At 74.2% G+C, this 18,190-nt stretch carries 11 protein-coding genes and 2 pseudogenes; 3 read left to right on the top strand and 10 right to left on the bottom strand.

Translation table 11 applies throughout. The annotated features are described in order from the left end of the window. Nucleotides 1–1,785: 1,785 nt before the first annotated feature. The 4 genes from GPJ59_RS38590 to GPJ59_RS20390 are packed head-to-tail and all read right to left on the bottom strand — an operon-like array spanning nt 1,786 to nt 4,563. Nucleotides 1,786–1,947 (bottom strand): DUF6760 family protein, encoded by a 162-nt coding sequence (locus GPJ59_RS38590; protein WP_308120391.1) that lies wholly within the window; start codon nt 1,945–1,947, stop codon nt 1,786–1,788. Beyond that, entirely contained in the window at nt 1,944–2,450 is a 507-nt protein-coding gene (locus GPJ59_RS20400) for a hypothetical protein (protein ID WP_219668657.1), read from the bottom strand. The genes GPJ59_RS38590 and GPJ59_RS20400 overlap by 4 nt, the downstream gene beginning before the upstream one ends. Before the next feature lie 7 nt (nt 2,451–2,457). After that, nucleotides 2,458–2,901 (bottom strand): phage tail protein, encoded by a 444-nt coding sequence (locus GPJ59_RS20395; protein ID WP_219668656.1) that lies wholly within the window; start codon nt 2,899–2,901, stop codon nt 2,458–2,460. A gap of 45 nt (nt 2,902–2,946) precedes the next feature. Further along, nucleotides 2,947–4,563, bottom strand: coding sequence for a phage tail sheath family protein (locus tag GPJ59_RS20390; protein WP_219668655.1), 1,617 nt, complete (start codon nt 4,561–4,563; stop codon nt 2,947–2,949). Nucleotides 4,564–4,745: 182 nt separating this feature from the next. Here GPJ59_RS20390 and GPJ59_RS20385 point away from each other — a divergent pair, with 182 nt between their 5' ends. After that, nucleotides 4,746–9,548, top strand: a complete 4,803-nt coding sequence (locus tag GPJ59_RS20385; protein WP_219668654.1) for a hypothetical protein — start codon at nt 4,746–4,748, stop codon at nt 9,546–9,548. 8 nt (nt 9,549–9,556) lie between these two features. Continuing rightward, nucleotides 9,557–11,098 (top strand): hypothetical protein, encoded by a 1,542-nt coding sequence (locus GPJ59_RS20380; protein ID WP_219668653.1) that lies wholly within the window; start codon nt 9,557–9,559, stop codon nt 11,096–11,098. A 283-nt stretch (nt 11,099–11,381) separates the two neighbouring features. Here GPJ59_RS20380 and GPJ59_RS20375 read toward each other — a convergent pair whose 3' ends face one another. The 3 genes and pseudogenes from GPJ59_RS20375 to GPJ59_RS20365 form a co-directional block, all read right to left on the bottom strand. Then, nucleotides 11,382–11,861 (bottom strand): recombinase family protein, encoded by a 480-nt coding sequence (locus GPJ59_RS20375; protein ID WP_308120390.1) that lies wholly within the window; start codon nt 11,859–11,861, stop codon nt 11,382–11,384. 204 nt (nt 11,862–12,065) lie between these two features. Further along, nucleotides 12,066–12,924: pseudogene (locus tag GPJ59_RS20370) on the bottom strand (transposase); the annotation flags it as partial. 161 nt (nt 12,925–13,085) lie between these two features. Then, a complete protein-coding gene (locus tag GPJ59_RS20365; protein ID WP_219668652.1) occupies nt 13,086–14,234 on the bottom strand; it encodes an FAD-dependent oxidoreductase in 1,149 nt (382 codons plus the stop codon). 189 nt (nt 14,235–14,423) lie between these two features. Here GPJ59_RS20365 and GPJ59_RS20360 point away from each other — a divergent pair, with 189 nt between their 5' ends. Next, entirely contained in the window at nt 14,424–14,999 is a 576-nt protein-coding gene (locus GPJ59_RS20360) for a TetR/AcrR family transcriptional regulator (protein WP_219668651.1), read from the top strand. Between the two features lie 17 nt (nt 15,000–15,016). Here GPJ59_RS20360 and GPJ59_RS39055 read toward each other — a convergent pair. From GPJ59_RS39055 to GPJ59_RS20345, 3 genes and pseudogenes are all read right to left on the bottom strand, one after another. Beyond that, nucleotides 15,017–15,499 (bottom strand): annotated as a pseudogene (locus GPJ59_RS39055) (Tn3 family transposase); the annotation flags it as partial. Between the two features lie 1,015 nt (nt 15,500–16,514). Then, complete coding sequence (locus GPJ59_RS20350; RefSeq protein ID WP_308120389.1) at nt 16,515–17,213, bottom strand: eCIS core domain-containing protein; 699 nt, start codon at nt 17,211–17,213, stop codon at nt 16,515–16,517. 131 nt (nt 17,214–17,344) lie between these two features. Further along, the coding region (locus GPJ59_RS20345; protein WP_219668649.1) for an ATP-binding protein at nt 17,345–18,190 on the bottom strand (846 nt) is incomplete at its 5' end.

Here is an 18,190-nt window from a genome sequence, read left to right as displayed (position 1 = left end):
TACGCCATGTGCAAGTGTACCATGTATCGTTCATTATCATATGCCGCCCCCCCCACAAGTTCTCACCGGGAGAGTTCGTCGGCAGCTTCAGAGTTTTAAAAGAGCCGGGCCCGGGCCCGGCGCGGCGGACCCGAGCGGCACGGACGGCAGGTCGCGACCGCCCGGCGGCTGCGGCGCGGGCGGTGAAGGCGGCACGACCGGCAGGTCCGGGGAGCCGGCCCGCCGCTGTACGGCGGAGGGCAGCGCCTGCCCCAGGGGCCCTGGCGCATCCGACGCCGGCGGAACCACCCCGGGCCCGAGCGGTGCGGTGGGTGCCTCCCGGTCGTCATGTGGTCCGGACTCTGCCGGTTCCGGACGGAGACCGGGCTGCTCCCACACTCCCGGCGGCAGCGCCGCGCCCATGGGCCGGGCGGGCGCGGCAGGCGAGGGCGGCACGACCGGACGGTCCGCCGGGAGTTCCCGCGCGCGCTGCACTTCCTGGGCGGCGGGAGGGCGCGGCGCAGCCACGGGAAGGTCTGCGGTGGCGGACGACAAGGGCGCGATGGGGGTGACGGGCCTGTCGGCCGCTCCTGAGGGCGGGCGCACGGGTGTCGGAGCGGGACCGGCAGGGGCGTCACTCGCCCCCGCGGAGATCGGCGCGCCCGGGAGGTCCCGCGGCGAGTCGGTCGGCAGCATCGGGGCCCCTGGCCCGCCGTCCCGGCCACCCGCCCCGCCCATTTCAGGCGGCACGGCTGCCGCCGGGCCGTCGGACGCTCGTACGCCCCTCGGCGCGCCCTGTGCGGCCGCTGACGGCGCGGTACGGCCCGACTCCGGACCGGCGATCCGCTGGACCGGCAGGGCGCGCACGGGCAGATCGGGCTGCGGGGCGGAGGTGAGCGACCGGCTCCGGTCCGTCGCCATGGGAACCACGGAAGCCGACTCCCCGGTGCCGACCCCGGCACCGGCGCCAGCACCGGGCTCGGTCGGCGCGGCCTCCGACCGGGACGGCGCCGGAGACGGCACGGGCGGGAACGCGGGCACAGCCGCAGCCGCGGGCGCAGGCGCGGGCACGAACGAGGTCGACGACGGCGACGGCGACGGCGACGGCGACGGCGACGGCACCACCGGACGGCCCGACGCGGCCGACCGCGACACTTCGGACGACCGCAAAGGTTCGGGCGACCGCGACGGCGAGACTGAGGGCGAGGGCGAAGGCGACGGCACCGGCACCACCGGGCTGCCCGACGGGCCCGACAGGGCCGACGGGCCCGACAGGGCCGACGTAGCCGACGTAGCCGACGTAGCCGACGGCGATGGTTCAGGTGACCGCGACGGCGAAGCTGCGGGCGAGGACGACGGCGTCGGGCCCAGCATCGCGCCCAGCCCCGGCCCCGGCCCTGGTGGCTGCGTCGGCGGCGGGGCGTACGTCGTGGTCCGCGGCGGCATCGCCGTCGCGGCCGGTTCGGCCACCCCGTGGACGACGCCTGACGGGGCGTCCGGTGTCACCGCGTGGCCCAACGCGGTCGACAGCGTCGGGTTGCGCCACGCCGACAACCCGCCCGCGAAGCCCGCGGGATCGGTCAGCAGCTCCGGCGACCCGAACGTACGCTGCACCGACGGGAGTTCGGTCCACCCCGGCGGTTCCGTCGACGTCGGCGTCGGCACGGCCGCCGGACCCGGCTCCGGATCTGTGGCCGCCGGCCCCCGATCGGCGTCGCGCCCCGAGGCAGCGGACCCTTCGCCCCCACCCCGCCCCGCCGCGGCGGCACGCCGCAGCCGGCCCCACACCGCTTCGAACACCACCGCTCACCGCCCCCCGGCCAGCCGGGCGATCAGGCCGGCGTACCGGCGGCGCTCCGCGTGCTCCAGGTCCAGGATCGAGTCCATGGACCAGTGGAAGTGATAGGCGATGTACGCGACTTCGCCGTACAGCTCGTCCGCCCCTCCGGGCCTCGTCGCGTACGTCACGATTCCCCCAGGCGCCCACCACCCGCCAGGTCCACCGCGAAGTCCGTCGCGCACGACGGGCACCGCACGTGTGCCCGGGTGTGGCCCTCCGCGTTGATCCGCCGGTAGAAGTCCTGGAGGAACGCCAGGTCCGAGGCGAACAGGTCCTCGATGATCCCGGCGTGCACGTCCGTGACCGTCCCGATCCGCTCCACCACGCGTCCCAGCAGGACCACCGACAGGTACGCCGGGTTCTCGCGCACCCGGTCGTCCCGCAGCGGCACCAGCTCGTCGCGGGCGGTCGCCAGCCGCATCACGCCCGTACGGTGGACCTGCCCGGACGGGTCCACGTATCCGCGCGGCAGCTCGAAGGTGAACTCCGTCCGCATCGTGCGGGGTTCGGCCGTCGCCGACCCGGCCGACCCGGCCGACCCGTCCGCTCCGGGCGGTGTCGTCCGGTCGGCGGCCGGCGGCACCGGCTCCTGCGTCGCGCCCGGCGGGGGCGCTGCCATCCGACGTCGCATCAGTCGATCACGCCACGTCCATCTGCTCGTACGTGATGACGAGTTTCTCCGTCAGTACGCTGGTGTCCCCGGCCTTCAGCGAGCTGATCTCCAGGCTCTTGGGCCACGCGTTGACCAGCGTGTACCGCTTGATCGGCTGGCCCTCGTAGTCGAAGACGATGATCGCGCCGCCCTTGCGGGCCGAACCCATCTTCCCGAACCGGGCGTCCTTGATCCATTTTTCGAAGTTGTTGTCGGCGGTCAGACCCCGGGTGAGGGTGACCTCGCCCGCCTTGGGCCGGCCCGGCAGCTTCTTGATGACGTACTTGCCGTCCGCCGTGTTCTGCTTCAGCTCGATGACGTCCTGTTCCATCTTCAGGCCCGTCACCTCGTTGATCTGCTTGATGACGACCCCGTCGATCTCCAGCCCGAAGGAATGGCCGACCGAGGTGTCCATGTCGGGAAGCGCCACGCCCTGTACCCCCTGCTACTGCCGCCGCTAGCGCGGTCGCTGTCGTTACTCGTTGACCAGACTGGTGCCGCCCGAGAACTGGGCCAGCCGGAAGATCACGAACTCGGCCGGCTTGACCGGCGCGATGCCGATCTCGCAGACCACCTCGCCCGCTTCGATGCCCTCCGTCGGGTTCGTCTCGCGGTCGCACTTGACGTAGAAGGCCTCGTCGGGCGTCAGCCCGAACAGCGCGCCGCGACGCCACTCGTTCACCAGGAACGCCGAGATCGTCCGCCGGATCCGCGCCCACAGGGCGTCGTCGTTGGGCTCGAAGACCACCCACTGAGTGCCCAACAGGATGGAGTCCTCGATGTAGTTGAAGAGCCGGCGTACGTTCAGGTACCGCCACGCCGCGTCGGAGGACAGGGTGCGCGCGCCCCACACCCGGATGCCGCGGCCGGGGAAGGCGCGCAGGCAGTTCACCCCGATCGGGTTGAGCAGGTCCTGCTCGCCCTTGGTCAGGTGCACGGCCAGGTCGACGGCGCCGCGTACGACCTCGTTGGCGGGGGCCTTGTGGACGCCCCGGCTCTCGTCGTTGCGCGCCCAGACGCCGGCCAGTGCGCCGCTGGGCGGTACGAAGCGGGTCTGTCCGGCCGCTCCCGGGTCCGCCACCTTGACCCACGGGTAGTAGAGGGCGGCGTACTTGGAGTCGTAGCCCGCGCCGGTCTGCCGCCATTCCTTGACCCGCTGCGGTGAGAGGTCGGGCGGCGGGTCGATGATCGCGACGCGGTTCCCCATCAGCTCGCAGTGGGCGATCATCGCGAGCTGGACGGCCTTGACGCCCTCGTCGTCGAGCGCGCCCTGCTGGTAGGCGCTCATCAGGTCGGGCACGGCGAGCATGGTGATCTCGTCGACGGTCTCCAGGCCGGCGAAGCCGGTGCGGTCGGCCGAACTCCCCACGTACGCGTCGGAGGTGAGGGCCGCGGGCACGACGGGCGCGGCCGGTTCGGGCGTGGGGGCGGGGGCGAGGGCGACCGTCTGGTTGTCCGGCCGCGCCAGGGCCTGCGACGGGCCGGCGTCCTCGACGGTGATCAGCCGGGAGCGGTCGCGTACGACGGTGACCACGTACTGGCGGTGGCTGCGCTTGCTGGAGACCTCCCAGGTCTCCTCGACGCGGTCGCCGCGCTTGACGTTGAGGGTGAACGCGTCCTCCGCGGGCGACTCGCCGCCCGCGTCCGCGACCTCGACGGCGAGTCCTTCGCCGGTGCCTTCGAGGGCGGCGACCTGGAAGCCGCCGAGCGCGGTGCGCGGACCTGCGGGCAGGGCGCCGGCGGCGGCCTTGGCGCGCTTGCCGGGGGCGGTTGCGGGGGCGGGCGCGGCGGATCCCACGGCGGGGCGGTCCTGGGCGGCGGCCGCGCCGTCGTCGCCGACGCGGACGACGTAGGCGGTGCCGCCGCCGTTGAGGAAGTACGCGTAGACGGCGTGCGCGAGGTAGGCGCCGTCGACGAACTCGCCGAAGGTGGAGGTGAACTGGCTCCAGTTGGTCACCAGGGTCGGGGCGTTGAACGGGCCGTCCGCGGCCAGCCCGACGAAGGCGGCCACTGCGGTACCCACGCCCTCGATCGGGCGGGACCCCGCCTCGACCTCCTCGACGTAGACGCCTGGTGACTTGTACGGCGGCATCCGGCCCCTCCCCCGTGGACGTGACGGTCGATCACACCCTCTCGCCTGGTCCGCCGCGTTGGTCATGACCGGTCGTGCGCCTTCGGGGGAACGTCGACATGCCCCGACGGGCAGACCGGCGTGCGCTTTCGCACGGCAGCCGGGCACTTCACGCGATCAACGCCGCCGCACACCCTGTTCCGGTGGACCGGACCACCGAGCGCCCGCAGGATGCCGAAGCCACCGGGGCGGCCGGTGCGCAGCGCCGTGCCGAGCCTGTCGAGGGAGCCGTCGGGCAGGGAGCCATCGGGCAAGGACCCGGTCATGCGGGGCCCGGCAACGAAGGACCCGCCGGCGGGCGGCCCGGCAACCAGGCGGTGAGCGCGCTGCTGGGCGACGGCGCGCGGGGCGGGGCGGCGGCGGTCGGCCAGGTCGTCGGGCTCCAGCGGCTGGCGGGCAACGGGGCGGTGAACCGGTACCTGGCGCTCCAGCGCTTCGACCCTACGGCCCGCCCTGCCCCCGCCCCGGCCCAGGCCCCGGACGTCCGGCGGGAGGAAGCCGGGGGCGCGGGGGCGGGGACGGGGACGGGGCCGACGTCGGAGTCGGAGTCGGAGCCAGCCGCGCACGGTGCCGACGGTGTCGGCGGGGGGGTGGGGCACCGAGGTACGCGGGAACCCGGACAGGAACGGGAACCGGCCGCGGACGGGAGTTCCGGGGGAGCCAGGGCAGGCGGGCCGGGTCCGGACCCGGGCCGGGACCCGGAGGCCGCCGGCGGCCGCGCCGAGGCCGGCCGGGAGCACGGCGCCCGGGAAGCCGGTGACCTCGGAGGCGGTGACCGGGAGGGCGGTGACCGAGACGGCAGCGCCAGGGAAGGCGGTGACCGAGACGGCAGTGCCCGGGGTGACAGCGGCCGGGGTGACAGCGGCAGGGACGGCTCCGCCGCGGAAGGCGCGCAGGGCGCAGGAGGCACGGACGGCGGACGTGACGGCCGGGCGGGCGAAGGCGGGGAACGCCGGGGCTCCCGGCCCGCCGGACCGGAGGGCGGCGGCCGGCAGAGCGGGGAGGACACCGGGCGCCAGGCCGACGGCGGGGCCGATACGGAGACCGCGCCGGGCGGCGGGCCGGGGCAGGGACCCGCGGACGGCGATCTGATCAGCACCGAACTCGCCGAACACGAGCGGTGGGCGGGCTCGTACGGCAGCCTCGGCACGGCCGGCAGCGACGACCGCGCCCGGTTCCTGCTGGACATGGCCGGCCAGGGCGCGGCCAGCGGCGCGGCCGGCGGCGCGGTGATGGGCTTCGCGATGAGCGCGATCGGCGCCGCCGTCGGGCAGGTCGCGGGCCGCCGGCTGGCCACCCTGGCCGTGTCGAGGGGGGCCACGGCGACCCCCGTGCCGGGTCTGGGCCCGGCCATCGGCGGGGTGATGGCGCTCGCCGGTCTGGCGATGCGCGACTGGAGCGCGACCGGGCAGACCATCGGCCGCATCGGTACGGGTACGGGATACGAGCGGCTCGCCAACGACCTGGAGGGGCTGGCCGAGGTGCTCGACGTCACGATGTCCCTGATGGACGTGGTGGCCGGCGTCCTCGGCGGTATCGCGGTCGGCATGTGGGTGGGCGCCGTGCTGTCGGGTGGCACGCTGGCTCCGCTGGCGGCGACGCTGTCGGGGGTGGCGACGGGCATGGGCATCGCCACGACGGCGGTGGGGCTCATCATCAACGTGATCGTCCGGCCGGTGGTCACCGCGCTGCGCGCGCTGCACGCCTTCGACTCCCAGGGCGATCCCGCGTCCATCGAGGCGCAGGGCCAGCAGCTGTCGGCGGCGGCCGGGCAGGTCAGCGGTGCGGTGGTGGGCGCGCTCGCCGCCAAGGTCGGCGCCCGGGTCGGGACCGCGGGCGGCAACCGCATCGACCGCGGCATCACCCGCCTCCAGGAACGTGCGGCGGGCGGCAGGCCCTCGGGTTCGGTCACCTCCTCCGGGGGCCCGCGGCTGCACGTGGAAATGCCGGAGGCACCGGGCCCGGCCGCCCACGCGGACGCGGACGCGGATGCGGGAGCGGGCGCGGGCGCGGCGCCACACGTGGACGCGGACGCGGGCACCACGCCGCACGTGGACGCGGATGCGGATGCGGGCACTACGCCGCACGGGGACGCGGATGCAGGCGCCACGGCCACGCACACGGACGCCGATGCGGGCCCCACCACCCACTCCGACGCCGACGCGGGCCCCACCCACTCCGACACCGACCCCGGCCCGGCACCGCACTTCGACACGGACGCCGACGCCGGCCCCACACACTCCGACACCGACCCCGGACCCCCGCCCCACTTCGACACGGACGCCGACGCCGGCCCCACGGCCACGCACACGAATGCCGATACCGATGCCGGCGGTACCCCGCACCCCGACGCAGGCGCCGACACAACGCCCGCCCCCGCCCCCGCCCCCGCCGACGGAGGCACCGGCACGGGCCCCGCCCGCCCCGCGCCCTCCGCTCCCTCGCCCGTGTCCGGCACCCCGTCCCCGGTCCGGGCCGACGTCGAGATCCGCGGGGACTTCTCCGACGAGGCGATGTCGGTGAACAGCCGGCGCAACCGCGGCGATGCGCAGGCCGGTGACATCGGGCAGCACAGCCACCAGGGTCGGCGCGGCGACGCGCTGATCTCCGAACACGTCGTCCCAGGCGCTCAGGTGCGCGACGCGACCATCGATCCGGCGACCGGTACGCCGGACTGGCAGCGGACCAGCGCCAGTGGTTCGGACGGGGCCGACTACCGGCGCGCGACGACGATCGCCGAACACGCGGCGGTCGCCGAACACAAGACGCGTCTCGACAACCAGGCCACTGCCGCCCTGCAGGCTCAGGGCGGACCCCGCAGCCTCACCGACGACCTCCTCCTGCCCTCCCTCGACCGCCACCAGCAGGCGGTCGACACCGCGATCGCGAACGGCGAGATCCAGCCCCATCAGGCGACCGACCCCACGCACCGCGCGCTCGCGGCGCAGGCCGAGCTGTGGGGTGCGGGTGACGCGGCGGGCAGCGCGCAGGCGCGGGCCGACGCCGATGCGTCCGGGACCCCTCTCGCCCAGCCCCGTTCGGCGGAGCAGCGGCACGCCGTGGCCGAGCAGCGGCGCAGCGCACGGCTGGCGTCGGAGGGCGTAGGGGGATTCGACGACTACGACTGGGACGCGACGTTCAACGCCGCGCCGGAGCACGGGCCGGCCCCCGCCTCGCCGGGAGGCACTCCTCACACGCCCGCCCCCGCCTCCCCGGGAGGCACCGCCCACACGTCGGCGCCCGCGGCCACGCCCGCCTCCGCGTACGCCGACCACACCCAGACCCTGCCGCCCACCACGGACCGCGCCGCGGCGATGGCGCAGTACCAGGCGCAGGTGCGGGCCGACCCGGGACGGGAGTCGGGGGTGTGGCGGGACTCCGCCGGCAACTACCACGTGATGCAGGGCGGAGCCGACTCGGTCGCCCCGCCGAGCGTGGCGGGGCCGTTGGAGCTCGTCTACCACAGCCATCCCACCAGCGCCGATCCGGCGTGGCAGAGCCTGAACAGCCAGCCCTCGCAGGCGGGCGGCGACTTCAGCGTGCTCCAGGAGCAGCACGGGCAGGGCCTGGCCGGCCGGCGGCAGACCTCCGAGCTGCACTTCCCGGTGTACGACGCGGACGGCAACCACACCGGGTACGGCGCGACGCAGTTCGCCTACGACCCCACGCACCCGCTGTCGTTGCAGGTGCAGACCTCGACCCCCGGCGGCGGCACCACCACCCAGCGCTACCGGGACTTCGCCGACTACCAGCAGCGCGCCCGGGTCGGCGCGAGCGGTGGCACGTCGGCCGAGCGGTCGGCGACGCTCGCCGGTGCCCAGGCGCAGCTGCGCGCCGACCGGGCCGCGGCCGGCGCCCGCATCGACGCGACCACGCGCGAGCTGCAGCCCGGGCCCGGGATGGTCGGCATCCGCGAAGGCCGCCAGCAGGGACGGGAGTGGGGACAGGCCCACGGCCAGGGGCAAGGGCAAGGGCAGGGACAGGGACAGACGCAGGGGCAGGCACAGGGGCAGGAATCGGCCGCGGGCTCCGCGGCGGGCGGGGCCGGGCCGTCGCGGCGCGGTCCGGCGTACACCGCCCTGGCGGCGGGTCTGCGGCCCGGCGAGGTCGTGGAGATCCCCGTCAACCCGGCCTATCCGGCGCCGCCCGGCACCCCCGCCGAGCTCGCCGTGCTCCGTGAACGCATCGCCGTGACCCGCCAGGCCCAGGCCCAACTCGCCCGCACCGAGGGCGGGATGGCCGCCCAGGCGGCCACCCAGCGCGGGCAGGACGCCCAGCTGGGCCGGGCGGGTGAGGTGTCGCAGCAGTTGATCGCGGGCGGGCAGGCGCAGTCGGCGGCCACCAGGGAGACGCAGTCGACCAACCGGGAGCAGCAGTCGACGGCGGGCGGAGCCATCGAGACCCTGGGCCGGACGGCGCAGGAGGCGGGGGCGGTCGCGACGCTGGTAGGCAGCTTGCAGATGTTCCGGGGCATGGCGAACCTGTTCGGCTACCTGCCCGGGAGCCTGGGCAACAGCGCGCGGGGCGCGAGCGCCGACTCGGAGCGGCTGATCACGGCGCTGGGGCGGGTCAGGGAGGCGAGCGCCACGCAGGGCCAGATGGAGGGGCGGCGTACGGGCATGCAGGCCGACGAGGCGCGCATCGGGGCGGTGGAGCAGGGCAACCAGCGGACCGAGGGCGAACTCGACCAGGGCCGCCGGCAGGTCGAGGAGCTGCGCTCGCGCAACCAGGAGCGGCTGGGCGAGTCCGAGGCGACGCGCGACCAGGCCCGCCAGGAACGGCAGGCCGCCGCCGGAGACGAGGAGCGGACGCAGGGCGCCCACGACGACCTGCTCGCCCGGATGGGGGCGTGGGCGGGCGAGCACCGAGCCGCCCGGGAGACCGCCGTCGCAACCGCCCGCGCCCGGCTGGCGGCCCAGGGATACGCAGTTCAGGAGACCCAATGAGGACGCCCATGCCCGCCGCAACGCCTGGCGGCGGCACGACACCCGACGCCACGCCTGCCGGCCCCACGGCTCCTGGCCCCACGGCCGCTGCTGCCAAGACCGTTGGCGGCACGGCTACCGGCGCCACGACCCCGGACGCCACGGCTGCCGGCCTCCCGACCGGCGGCACCTCTGCTGGCAGCCCCACGGCTCCTGGCCCCACGGCTGCTGCCGCCGAGACTGTTGGCGGCACAGCCGGCGACGCCGCGCCTGCGGACGCCCCGACCCCGGACACCACGCCTGCCGGCGCCACAGCCCCGGACGCCACGGCCGCCGGCCTCCAGACCGCCGGCACCACTGCTGGCAGCCCCACGCCTGACGGCCCCACGGCTGCTGCCACCAAGACTGTTGGCGGCACAACCGGCGACGCCGCGCCTGCCGACGCCCCGACCCCGGACACCACGCCTGCCGGCGCCACAGCTGCCAGCGCCCCCACCGCCGGCACCACAGCTACCGGCGCCCCGGGCCCCGCCGCTCCGCCCCCCGTCGCCCCGGTCCCCGCCGCCCCGGCGGCCACCGCGGCAACCGCGGCCGCGCGGGAGGAGGTTGCCCGGCTGCGTGGTGGGGAGCCGGGGGCGTTGGCCGAGGCGTTGGAGCGACTGGCGACGGCGGCGACGCAGGACGGTGACCTCGGTACGACGGCGGTCGCGCTGGAGGAGGCCGCCGGGGTGTGGGACCGCCTGGCGGAACCGGCCCGCGAGGGCTTCTGCCTGCTGTTGGCCGCCACGACGCAGCGGCTGCGCGGGGACCTGGGGGCGGCCCGGCACAACCTGGAACGGGCGGCGGCCGCCGAGGGGTTGCCGGACGGCGTGCGCCGGGCGCTGGAGGTCGAGCGGGCCGAGCAGGCGCTGGCACTGGGCGACGCGAAGACGGCGTACGCGGGTTTCGGCGAGGTGCTCGAACTCCTCGACGCCGGGCAGGACGGGCTGGTCCGGGCGCGTGTCCTGGGGCGGCGTGCCGCCGCGGGGATCGCGGCGCAGCGGTGGCACGACGCGGCCGGTGACCTGATGGACGCCGAGGAGCTGTTCACCGCGCACGGCGAGCCCGACGAGGCGGAGGCCGCCGCGCTCGGTGCGGCGCTGGCCGTGGCACACGCGGAGCCGGAGACCGCGGAGCGGGTGTGGGCGGCGGTCTCGGCGACGGCGCCGCGCGACGGCACGTCGGCGGCCCGACGGGGCATCACCGGCGGCCGGATCGCCTTGCTCGCCGGGGACGCGGCGCTGGCGCTGGGTCGCTTCGACGCGGCCCGACAGGGCGCCTTGGACGCCGCCGACCCGATCGCCTACCTGGCCGCCGTCAGCGAGACCGTGGGGGCCGCCGAGGCCCTCGGGGACGACGCGACGGCGTACGCCCGTCTCGCGACCGCCTGGGTCACGGTCGGCGATCTGCTCGGCGCGGAGGCGGGCCGGGCGCTGGTCCGCCCGCTGCTGGAACAACTCCGCGAACGTCTGGGCCCGACCCGCTTCGCCGCAGCCCGCACCGCGTACGAGAAGCGGCCCCGGGCGCACTGACGTCCAGGCCGGCAGCACGTCCCACGTCCCCGAGGGCGCGGCCCCGTCCCACCGCGGGCGTAGCCGCTGCGCGGTGCTGTTTCCCCTCCCCGCCCCTTCCCGTAACCGGGGCTCCGCCCCGGACCCCCAGCGGTGCGGCGCGGCGCCGTGGTCGGGGACTCTGCCCCCGAACCCTCCCCCAGACTTCGTCCGGGGGTGCCCCCAGCGCCTCAAGCGCCGGCGGGGCTGGGTATGCCGGCCCCGGGGCCCTACCTCTGACCCCAGCCGCAAGGTAGCGAGACGATCACGTGATCGCCGCAGTGGCGGTCTGCTCGTCGTGTTCGCGGAGCATCCGCACGACGGTGGCCAGTGAGGGGTGCCGGCCCTTCTTCGCTCCGGTGGTGATGACGAGCCGCTTGGCGATGTCGCGCAGGCTCATCTCCTGGTCGCACAGGTGGAGCGCCATGGACAGCATGGACTTGTCGGTAACGCCCGCGCCGCCGATGGTCTTGCCGCGCTTGCGGGCGGACTCGTGGCCTTCGAGGGTGCGGTCACGGATGTATTCGCGCTCCATGCCGGACATCGCGGCAAGCACGGTGAACACGATGCGGGACCGGTTGTGTGAGCCCTTCAGCTCCCCGGTGAGGAACTCCAGGCCGACGTCGCTCGCCTTCAGTTCCTTGGCGAGCATGGCCAGTTCGATGCCGCGGCCGAGCCGCTTGTGCTCGAGGACGACGAGGGTCACGGCAACGCCGGAGGAGCGGATCTCCCCGGCGAGCTTCACGGCGGTCTCAGCTCGGGCGCCGGGTGGCGCGGGTGGAGATCTTCGCTGCGGAAGCTGGTGGAGACGGCCGGCCGCGCGCAGTTCACGACACCACCTTGCGCTGACTACCTCTCGCTCGCCGGCAGCAGTGTGGCGCGGTCCGTGCACGGCACTCGCGCGGCCGGCAGGCTACCGCCCCACTCCTGCAATCGCCGGGCCAATCGGCGGTCTGCCGGGGCCGGGTCTTGTGGGTTTGGGCGCACGGGCGGGGCAGGCCATGGTGGGGCGGAGGCTCCTGAACCCCCGGCGGACGCGGGCGGGTGTGAGCCTGTTCGGTTCGGCCGGTTTCTCCCAGGGCCGGCGGATGTCCTCGGCGAGGGGACGGGTGAGGCGGAGCTGGCTGTGCGCGACGGTGATCAGCCAGGTCCAGCGGTCCGCCGCCTGGGGAGTGCGGAGCTTCGGGCGGGTCCATCCGAGGGTCTGTTCGGCGAGACGGAAGGTGTGCTCGAGGTCGAATCTTCTGAGGAAGGCCTGCCCAGCGGAGGTCGACGTCGGCGCTGTCCAGACCGGTCCTGGAGGGCCAGAGCCAGACCGGCAGCGGGTCGCCGCCGCCGGGCAGCCGGTCGATCTCCAGCCGGATCAACGTTCCGTCGAGGACAGGGAATTCGCCATCGTGGTCGATCCATGCGGCGCGTGTTGTGAGCCGGGGGTGGATGCGGTCCCAGGCCATTGCGCGGGCGGTGCCGTAGCAGTCGGTGACCTGGACGGTGGCCGCGTCGAGCTCGCCCCACGTCTCCGGCTTGGCCGGGCGGAACTCCTTGCCGTGCTTCGGGAGACGTCCGCCCTGCGGCGGTGAGATCCACGGCACCGGGACGGGCTTGCGCATCACCCGGTCCGACCGCAGTCGGCCCAGCACCTCCACCGGCAGCCCGCGCAGCAGGTAGGCCATGCGCGGGGCGTCGTAGCCGGCGTCGAACACGACCAGGACGTCCGGATCACCGGTCTGCCACCGCCCGGCGGCGATCAGGCTCTCGACCACGCGGCGGACCTGGACCGCGGTGACCTCGGCGACGTCGTCCGCCGGGCATCACGTTGCAGGAAACTCATCCCCACAGCCTTCGTGCTGGTCCAGTGCATCCTTGGCCGGAGCGCAGATCAGCCGAGGGCCGCCCTCACGTCCGACGAATACCCATGTGAGTGATCACGTTCGGGTCGGCGTTCGAGACCGGGTCATGAAGAACAAGCTCAGTGGTGCTGGGTCATGTGGGCGAGGACCTGGGCGGCGCCGTCGGGACTGAAGGCGTCATCGATGGCCCCGGCCGCTCCTACGGCGGCTTCGACAGAGCGGGGCAGCAAGATCTTCTCGTAGGCGGTGACGGCCTGGTCGATGGTGGCGTTGCCGATGAGGGCGTGGGCGAGGTCGGCGCCGTCGAGCATGGCGAGGTTGGCGCCCATCCCGGAGAACGGGGACATGAGGTGGGCGGCGTCACCCAGGAGGGTGAGGCCGGGCGTGTGCGTCCAGCTGTGGGGAACGGGCAGGGCGTACAGGGGGCGGTTGATGTAGCCCGTGTCGGTGTCGGTGATGAAGCCCAAGAGATGGTCGCTCCAGCCGGTGAAGCGGTCCAGGAGGGCGTTGCGCACGGCGGTGGTATCAGTGAGGTCGAGCCCGGCCTGCTGGTGCCAGTCCTCGTCGGTTCGCATGGCGACGTAGACGCGGATGTGTCCGCCGCTGTTGCGTTGGGCGACGAGGCCCTGCTGGTTGTGGAGGGCCATCATGGTGCCGGCGCCCGTGAGCGCCGTGAGGCGGGGGTGACGGGTGTCGACGTCGTTGAAGCCGGTCTCGACGAAGGTGACGCCGGTGTAGAGGGGCATCGCATCCGTCAGCAGGCGGCGGACCGTGGACCAGGCGCCGTCGGCGCCGATGACGAGGTCGGCGTCGGTGGTGGCGCCGTCGGCGAAGTGCACGCGGTGGATGCCGTCGCCGACGGGCTCGACGCGGGTGAGCTTGTGGGCCCAGTGCACGGTGTGGGGCTTGAGGGAGTCCAGCAGGAGGTTTCGCAGCTGGCCGCGGTCGATCTCGGGATTGCCGTCGGCGGTGTCGGCCTCGGGCGGGATGCCGTCGAACACGATCCGGCCGTCGGCGCCGATCATGCGCATCTGCCGGCCCTCGGGGCGGGCCAGGGCGAGGAAGTCGTCCAGCAGGTCGGCCGCACGCAGGGCGTACTGGCCGGTGTCGGGGTGCATGTCCAGGGTGCCGCCCTGGTCGCGGGCGGCGGGAGAAGCGTCGAGATCGTAGACCGTGACGGGGATGTCGTGCCGCTGGAGGACGCGGGCGCAGGTCAGTCCGCCGGGGCCGGCTCCGATGATCACGATGCGGGGGGTGGTGGCGTTCACAGTGGTGCCTTCTCTCGTGCTGCTGATGCACTTCAACTTGTCGAGGGGGTAAGGGCTGCGCCAGTGGGCGCGGTGGCCTGGGCGGGCTGGGCATCGCCTCGCCGATCGCGCAACCACAAAAACACACTCACCTCAAAAAGTGCAACCACACAACTTTCTGTGCCAGTGTTTTTTGTCTATGATGCAAGCATGACTGCAACCGTGGGGCGCCGTGAGCGCAAGAAGGCCGCCACCCGCCAGGCGCTGGCCGACACCGCCCTGAACCTGTTCCTCGAACGCGGCTTCGACAACGTCACCATCCGCGACATCGCAGATGCCGTGGACGTGTCGACCACCACGCTTCTCAAGTACTTCCCCACCAAGGAAGCGCTCGTCTTCGACGAGGACACCGAGCAGGAGGCCGGCCTCGTCGCCGCCGTCCACGACCGGCCGGAAGGCCAGAGCATCCCCCAGGCGCTGTGCGCGCACATCAAGCGGGTACGGACCGGCGCTGGCGACCGGGATGTACGGTTCGCCGCCTTCGTGCGCCTCGTCAACGACACGCCTGCCCTGAGCGAGTACGGGCACCGCATGTGGATGCGCCACCAGGACGCCCTCGCCCGCGCCATCGCCGAGGCCGCCGGCAGCCGGCCCGACGACTACCGGTGTGCCGCCCTTGCCTACTTCGCCCTGGAGACATCGGCCTTCGCCCATCGCACCGACGACCCCGAACGGGCCGTGGAAGCTGCCTTCGCTCTCCTCCAGGACGGCTGGGGCGCCGCATAACGGATCACGCGGCGAAGGAGGTCGCGGCGCAGGCCGGGGCTGGCGAGGTAATCGCAGGCGAAGATGGTGCGCACCGCGCAGCCGAGTTCTTCCAAGGCCTGGTAGGTGGGGTGCTTGGGTCCGCCGCGGGTGAAGCGCCGCAGGACCTGCTCGGCCTCGGCGCTGCCCAGCCGCAGGGCAGTGGCGTACTTGACCATCTGGTCGTACTGCTGGGCGATCAGGTCCCACTTGATCGCGCGGGTCAGCGAGCCGCCGAGCGCCGGCCAGCCGGGCGGGTCGTCGTCCGGCCGGTACAGCCGGATGCTGCCGATGTTCTTCAACCGGGGCAGCAGCCGGAAGTTCAGCAGCTCGGTGAAGGCGAACCCGACCACCGAGGCGCCGTGGGTGTCCACGTAGTTCGACTCGACCTCGGCGTCCGTGCAGTGCCGCAGCAGGCCCTCGATCATCGCGGCTACCTCGGACGACGAGCAGGACTTGAGCTGGGAGTAGATGCAGGTTGCGCCACCGCGTGGCGCCCTCGACGTAGATCTCGCGGCGCCGGATCGCGTCCCGCAGCGCCACCAGCACGCACAGCTCGTACGGGATGCGCTCGATCTTCCCCTTCTCGTCCAGCACCGCCTCGCGCCAGTCCTTGCGCACGACGCCGTCCATCGGCACCTTCTCGCTGGCGTCGTAGAAGCGGGTCTTGCCGTCCACCGTCGCGTACTTCTCCAGCAGCACCAGGGCATCCATCGCCGGCCGGTAGGCGGTGTTGTTGCTCTTGAAGTCCAGCGTCTTCAGCAGCGGCGGCAGCATCTGCCGGTAGTACGAGCTGTACGAGCTCCGCAGCGAGGTGCGGACCTTGGCCTTGAAGACCTTCTCGTTCGCCTTCGCCTCGGCCACCAGGTCCCGCAGCGTCTTCTCCCCGACCACCGGGTACATGGCCCGCCGCACGATCTCGTCCGGCTTGCCGATCGCCGCGTCGGCGAACTTGAAGAGGATGCCCTCCTTGCCGCGGACCTTCTTCAACTCGGCGGTGAGCTGCCGCTCCACCCGCCGCTCAGCCCGGGCGTTGATCTTCTGCACCAGGGCGACCAGCAGGTCCACCAGCGCGTCGGTGATCTCCGCCTGTCGGGCGGAGCACAGCGCAGCCAGCAGGGTGGCCCGCGCGTCCTCGGCGGTGCCTCCCGCAGCCGGTCCTCCACCAGCTCGACCGGGCAGACCTCGTCCGCCAGCCACCCGATCAGCCGTTCCTCGTCCGCCCGCGTCGACGGGCGGAAGCCCAGCGCCTGGCGAATCTGCGCGCGGTGGTACTCGGCCGTCCGGCCGGTGAGCGAGTACTCCACGGGACCACCCGACCGGCTCAACGAACCGGCGAGCCCAGGGCAACGGGCGAACCTGACGAACCGTGGTCAAGCAGCGCGCTACCTTGCGGCTGGGGTCAGAGGTAGGACTCCGGGGCCATGCCCGGGCTGCGCTCGAACCCGTCCTCGGCCGCATGCCCGGTCAGGGCGGGCGGGGACGGGTCCGGGCAGGCTACGGGCCGTCCGTGGAGGCGGGTGGGTCCGTCGTGGGCGTGCGCTGGACGGGGGACGGCGGCGGGGTCGCCATCGCGCGGTCGGCGGTGGCGACGGCCTCGCGTTCGAAGCGGTCGGACGGGTCGCTGACCTTGAGGCCGTCGGGTGTCTCCGTGCCGTCCACGGGGCCCGAACGCTGCTGGACGACATGGGTGAGCTCGTGCGCCAGCGTCGTACGGCCCTGGTGCGAGCCGGGGTCGTAGGCGCCCTGCCGGAACACCACGTGGGAGCCGGCGGTGTAGGCATGGGCGTCCACGGCCTGCGCCGACTCGTCGGCGGTCGCGTCGGTGTGGACGCGGACGTCCCCGAAGTCGTGGCCGAGCCGCGCCTCCATGTCCGTACGCACCTCGGGGTCCAGCGGCCGGCCGCCGCCGGAGGCCACCACGTCGTGGACCGCGGCGCGTTGGACCGCTGCCCGTTGGACGGCGGCGTGTTGGACGGCGGCGACCGCTCCGGCGTTGCCGGCGGTCCGCTGCAGCCGGAGCAGTCCGGCCGGCCCGAGGACGTCGGTCCGGCCGTCGGCGGCCGCCCGCAGCAGGAGCCCGTCCGGCAGCGCGGCGGCCGGCCGCCCGTCGGGACGCTCCGCCGCACCGGCCGGGCCCGTGTGTCCGTACTCCGCGCCGGGACCCGACCGCTCTTCCAGCCCGGGCCCCTCCACGGGCCCCTCAGTGGGCTCGCGCTCCGGCCCGGGCCCTTGCCCCGGCCGGCGTCCGCCACCGCCACCAGCCCTGGCCCCGGCCCCGTTCTCCTGGTCCCGCACGGCCTCGCCTCCTCGCCTCCTCGCCCGTCTCACCGCGCCAGCGGCAGGTACGGTCCGAACTCGCTCGCCAGGCACAGCCGGCCGAGCTTGCGGTACTCGCGCGCCACCGCCGCCACCAGGTCCGCCATCGTCACCGCACGGCCCGCCTCCGCCGCCAGGTACGCCGCCGTCACCGCCGCCGAGCGGATGTCGCCGCCCGCCAGCTCGAAGGCGGCGGCGCAGAAGTCCAGGTCGAGGTCGTCACCGCGGGGCAGCCGCGGGCCCAGGCAGCGGTCCCACAGGGCGCGTCGGTGCTCGGCGTCCGGCAGCGGGAAGTCGACCACCAGGTCCAGTCTCCGGGTGAACGCCTCGTCGAGGTTGGCGCGGAGGTTGGTGGACAGGACGGCCAGTCCGTCGAAGGTCTCCATCCGCTGGAGCAGGTACGCGCTCTCGACGTTCGCGTAGCGGTCGTGCGCGTCCTTGACCTCCGAGCGCTTGCCGAAGACGGCGTCGGCCTCGTCGAAGAGCAGCACGCCGTTGACGCCCGCCGCCTCCGTGAAGATCCGCTCCAGGTTCTTCTCGGTCTCGCCGACGTACTTGTCCACCACCGTCGCGAGGTCCACCGTGTACAGGTCCAGCCCCAGTTCCCCCGCGACGACCTCCGCCGACATCGTCTTGCCGGTCCCCGAGTCCCCGGCGAACAGCGCCATCACGCCGCGGCCGCGGCCCCCGCCGGGCCGCATCGCCCAGTCGCCCAGCACCCGGTCCCGGTGCCGGGCGCGTGCGGCGAGTTCGCGCAGCTGGCCCAGGACGGGCGCCGGCAGCACCAGGTCCGGCCAGCCCACGCCGGGCCGGATGCGGCGGGCCAGCCGTTCCAGGCCCGCGGTGTTCTGGGC

The sequence above is a fragment of the Streptomyces bambusae genome (genome assembly GCF_019400985.1).
GTDB classification, from domain to species: domain Bacteria; phylum Actinomycetota; class Actinomycetes; order Streptomycetales; family Streptomycetaceae; genus Streptomyces; species Streptomyces bambusae_A.
Note: the sequence above shows the minus strand (reverse complement) of the source record. Positions and strands in the feature narration are given on the sequence as shown.

Excerpts from the sequence above, each read along its gene's own strand:
- GPJ59_RS20400 (WP_219668657.1), bottom strand. The coding sequence starts at position 2,450 with ATGCGACGTCGGATGGCAGCGCCCCCGCCGGGCGCGACGCAGGAGCCG.
- GPJ59_RS20390 (WP_219668655.1), bottom strand. The coding sequence starts at position 4,563 with ATGCCGCCGTACAAGTCACCAGGCGTCTACGTCGAGGAGGTCGAGGCG.
- GPJ59_RS20380 (WP_219668653.1), top strand. The coding sequence starts at position 9,557 with ATGCCCGCCGCAACGCCTGGCGGCGGCACGACACCCGACGCCACGCCT.
- GPJ59_RS20360 (WP_219668651.1), top strand. The coding sequence starts at position 14,424 with ATGACTGCAACCGTGGGGCGCCGTGAGCGCAAGAAGGCCGCCACCCGC.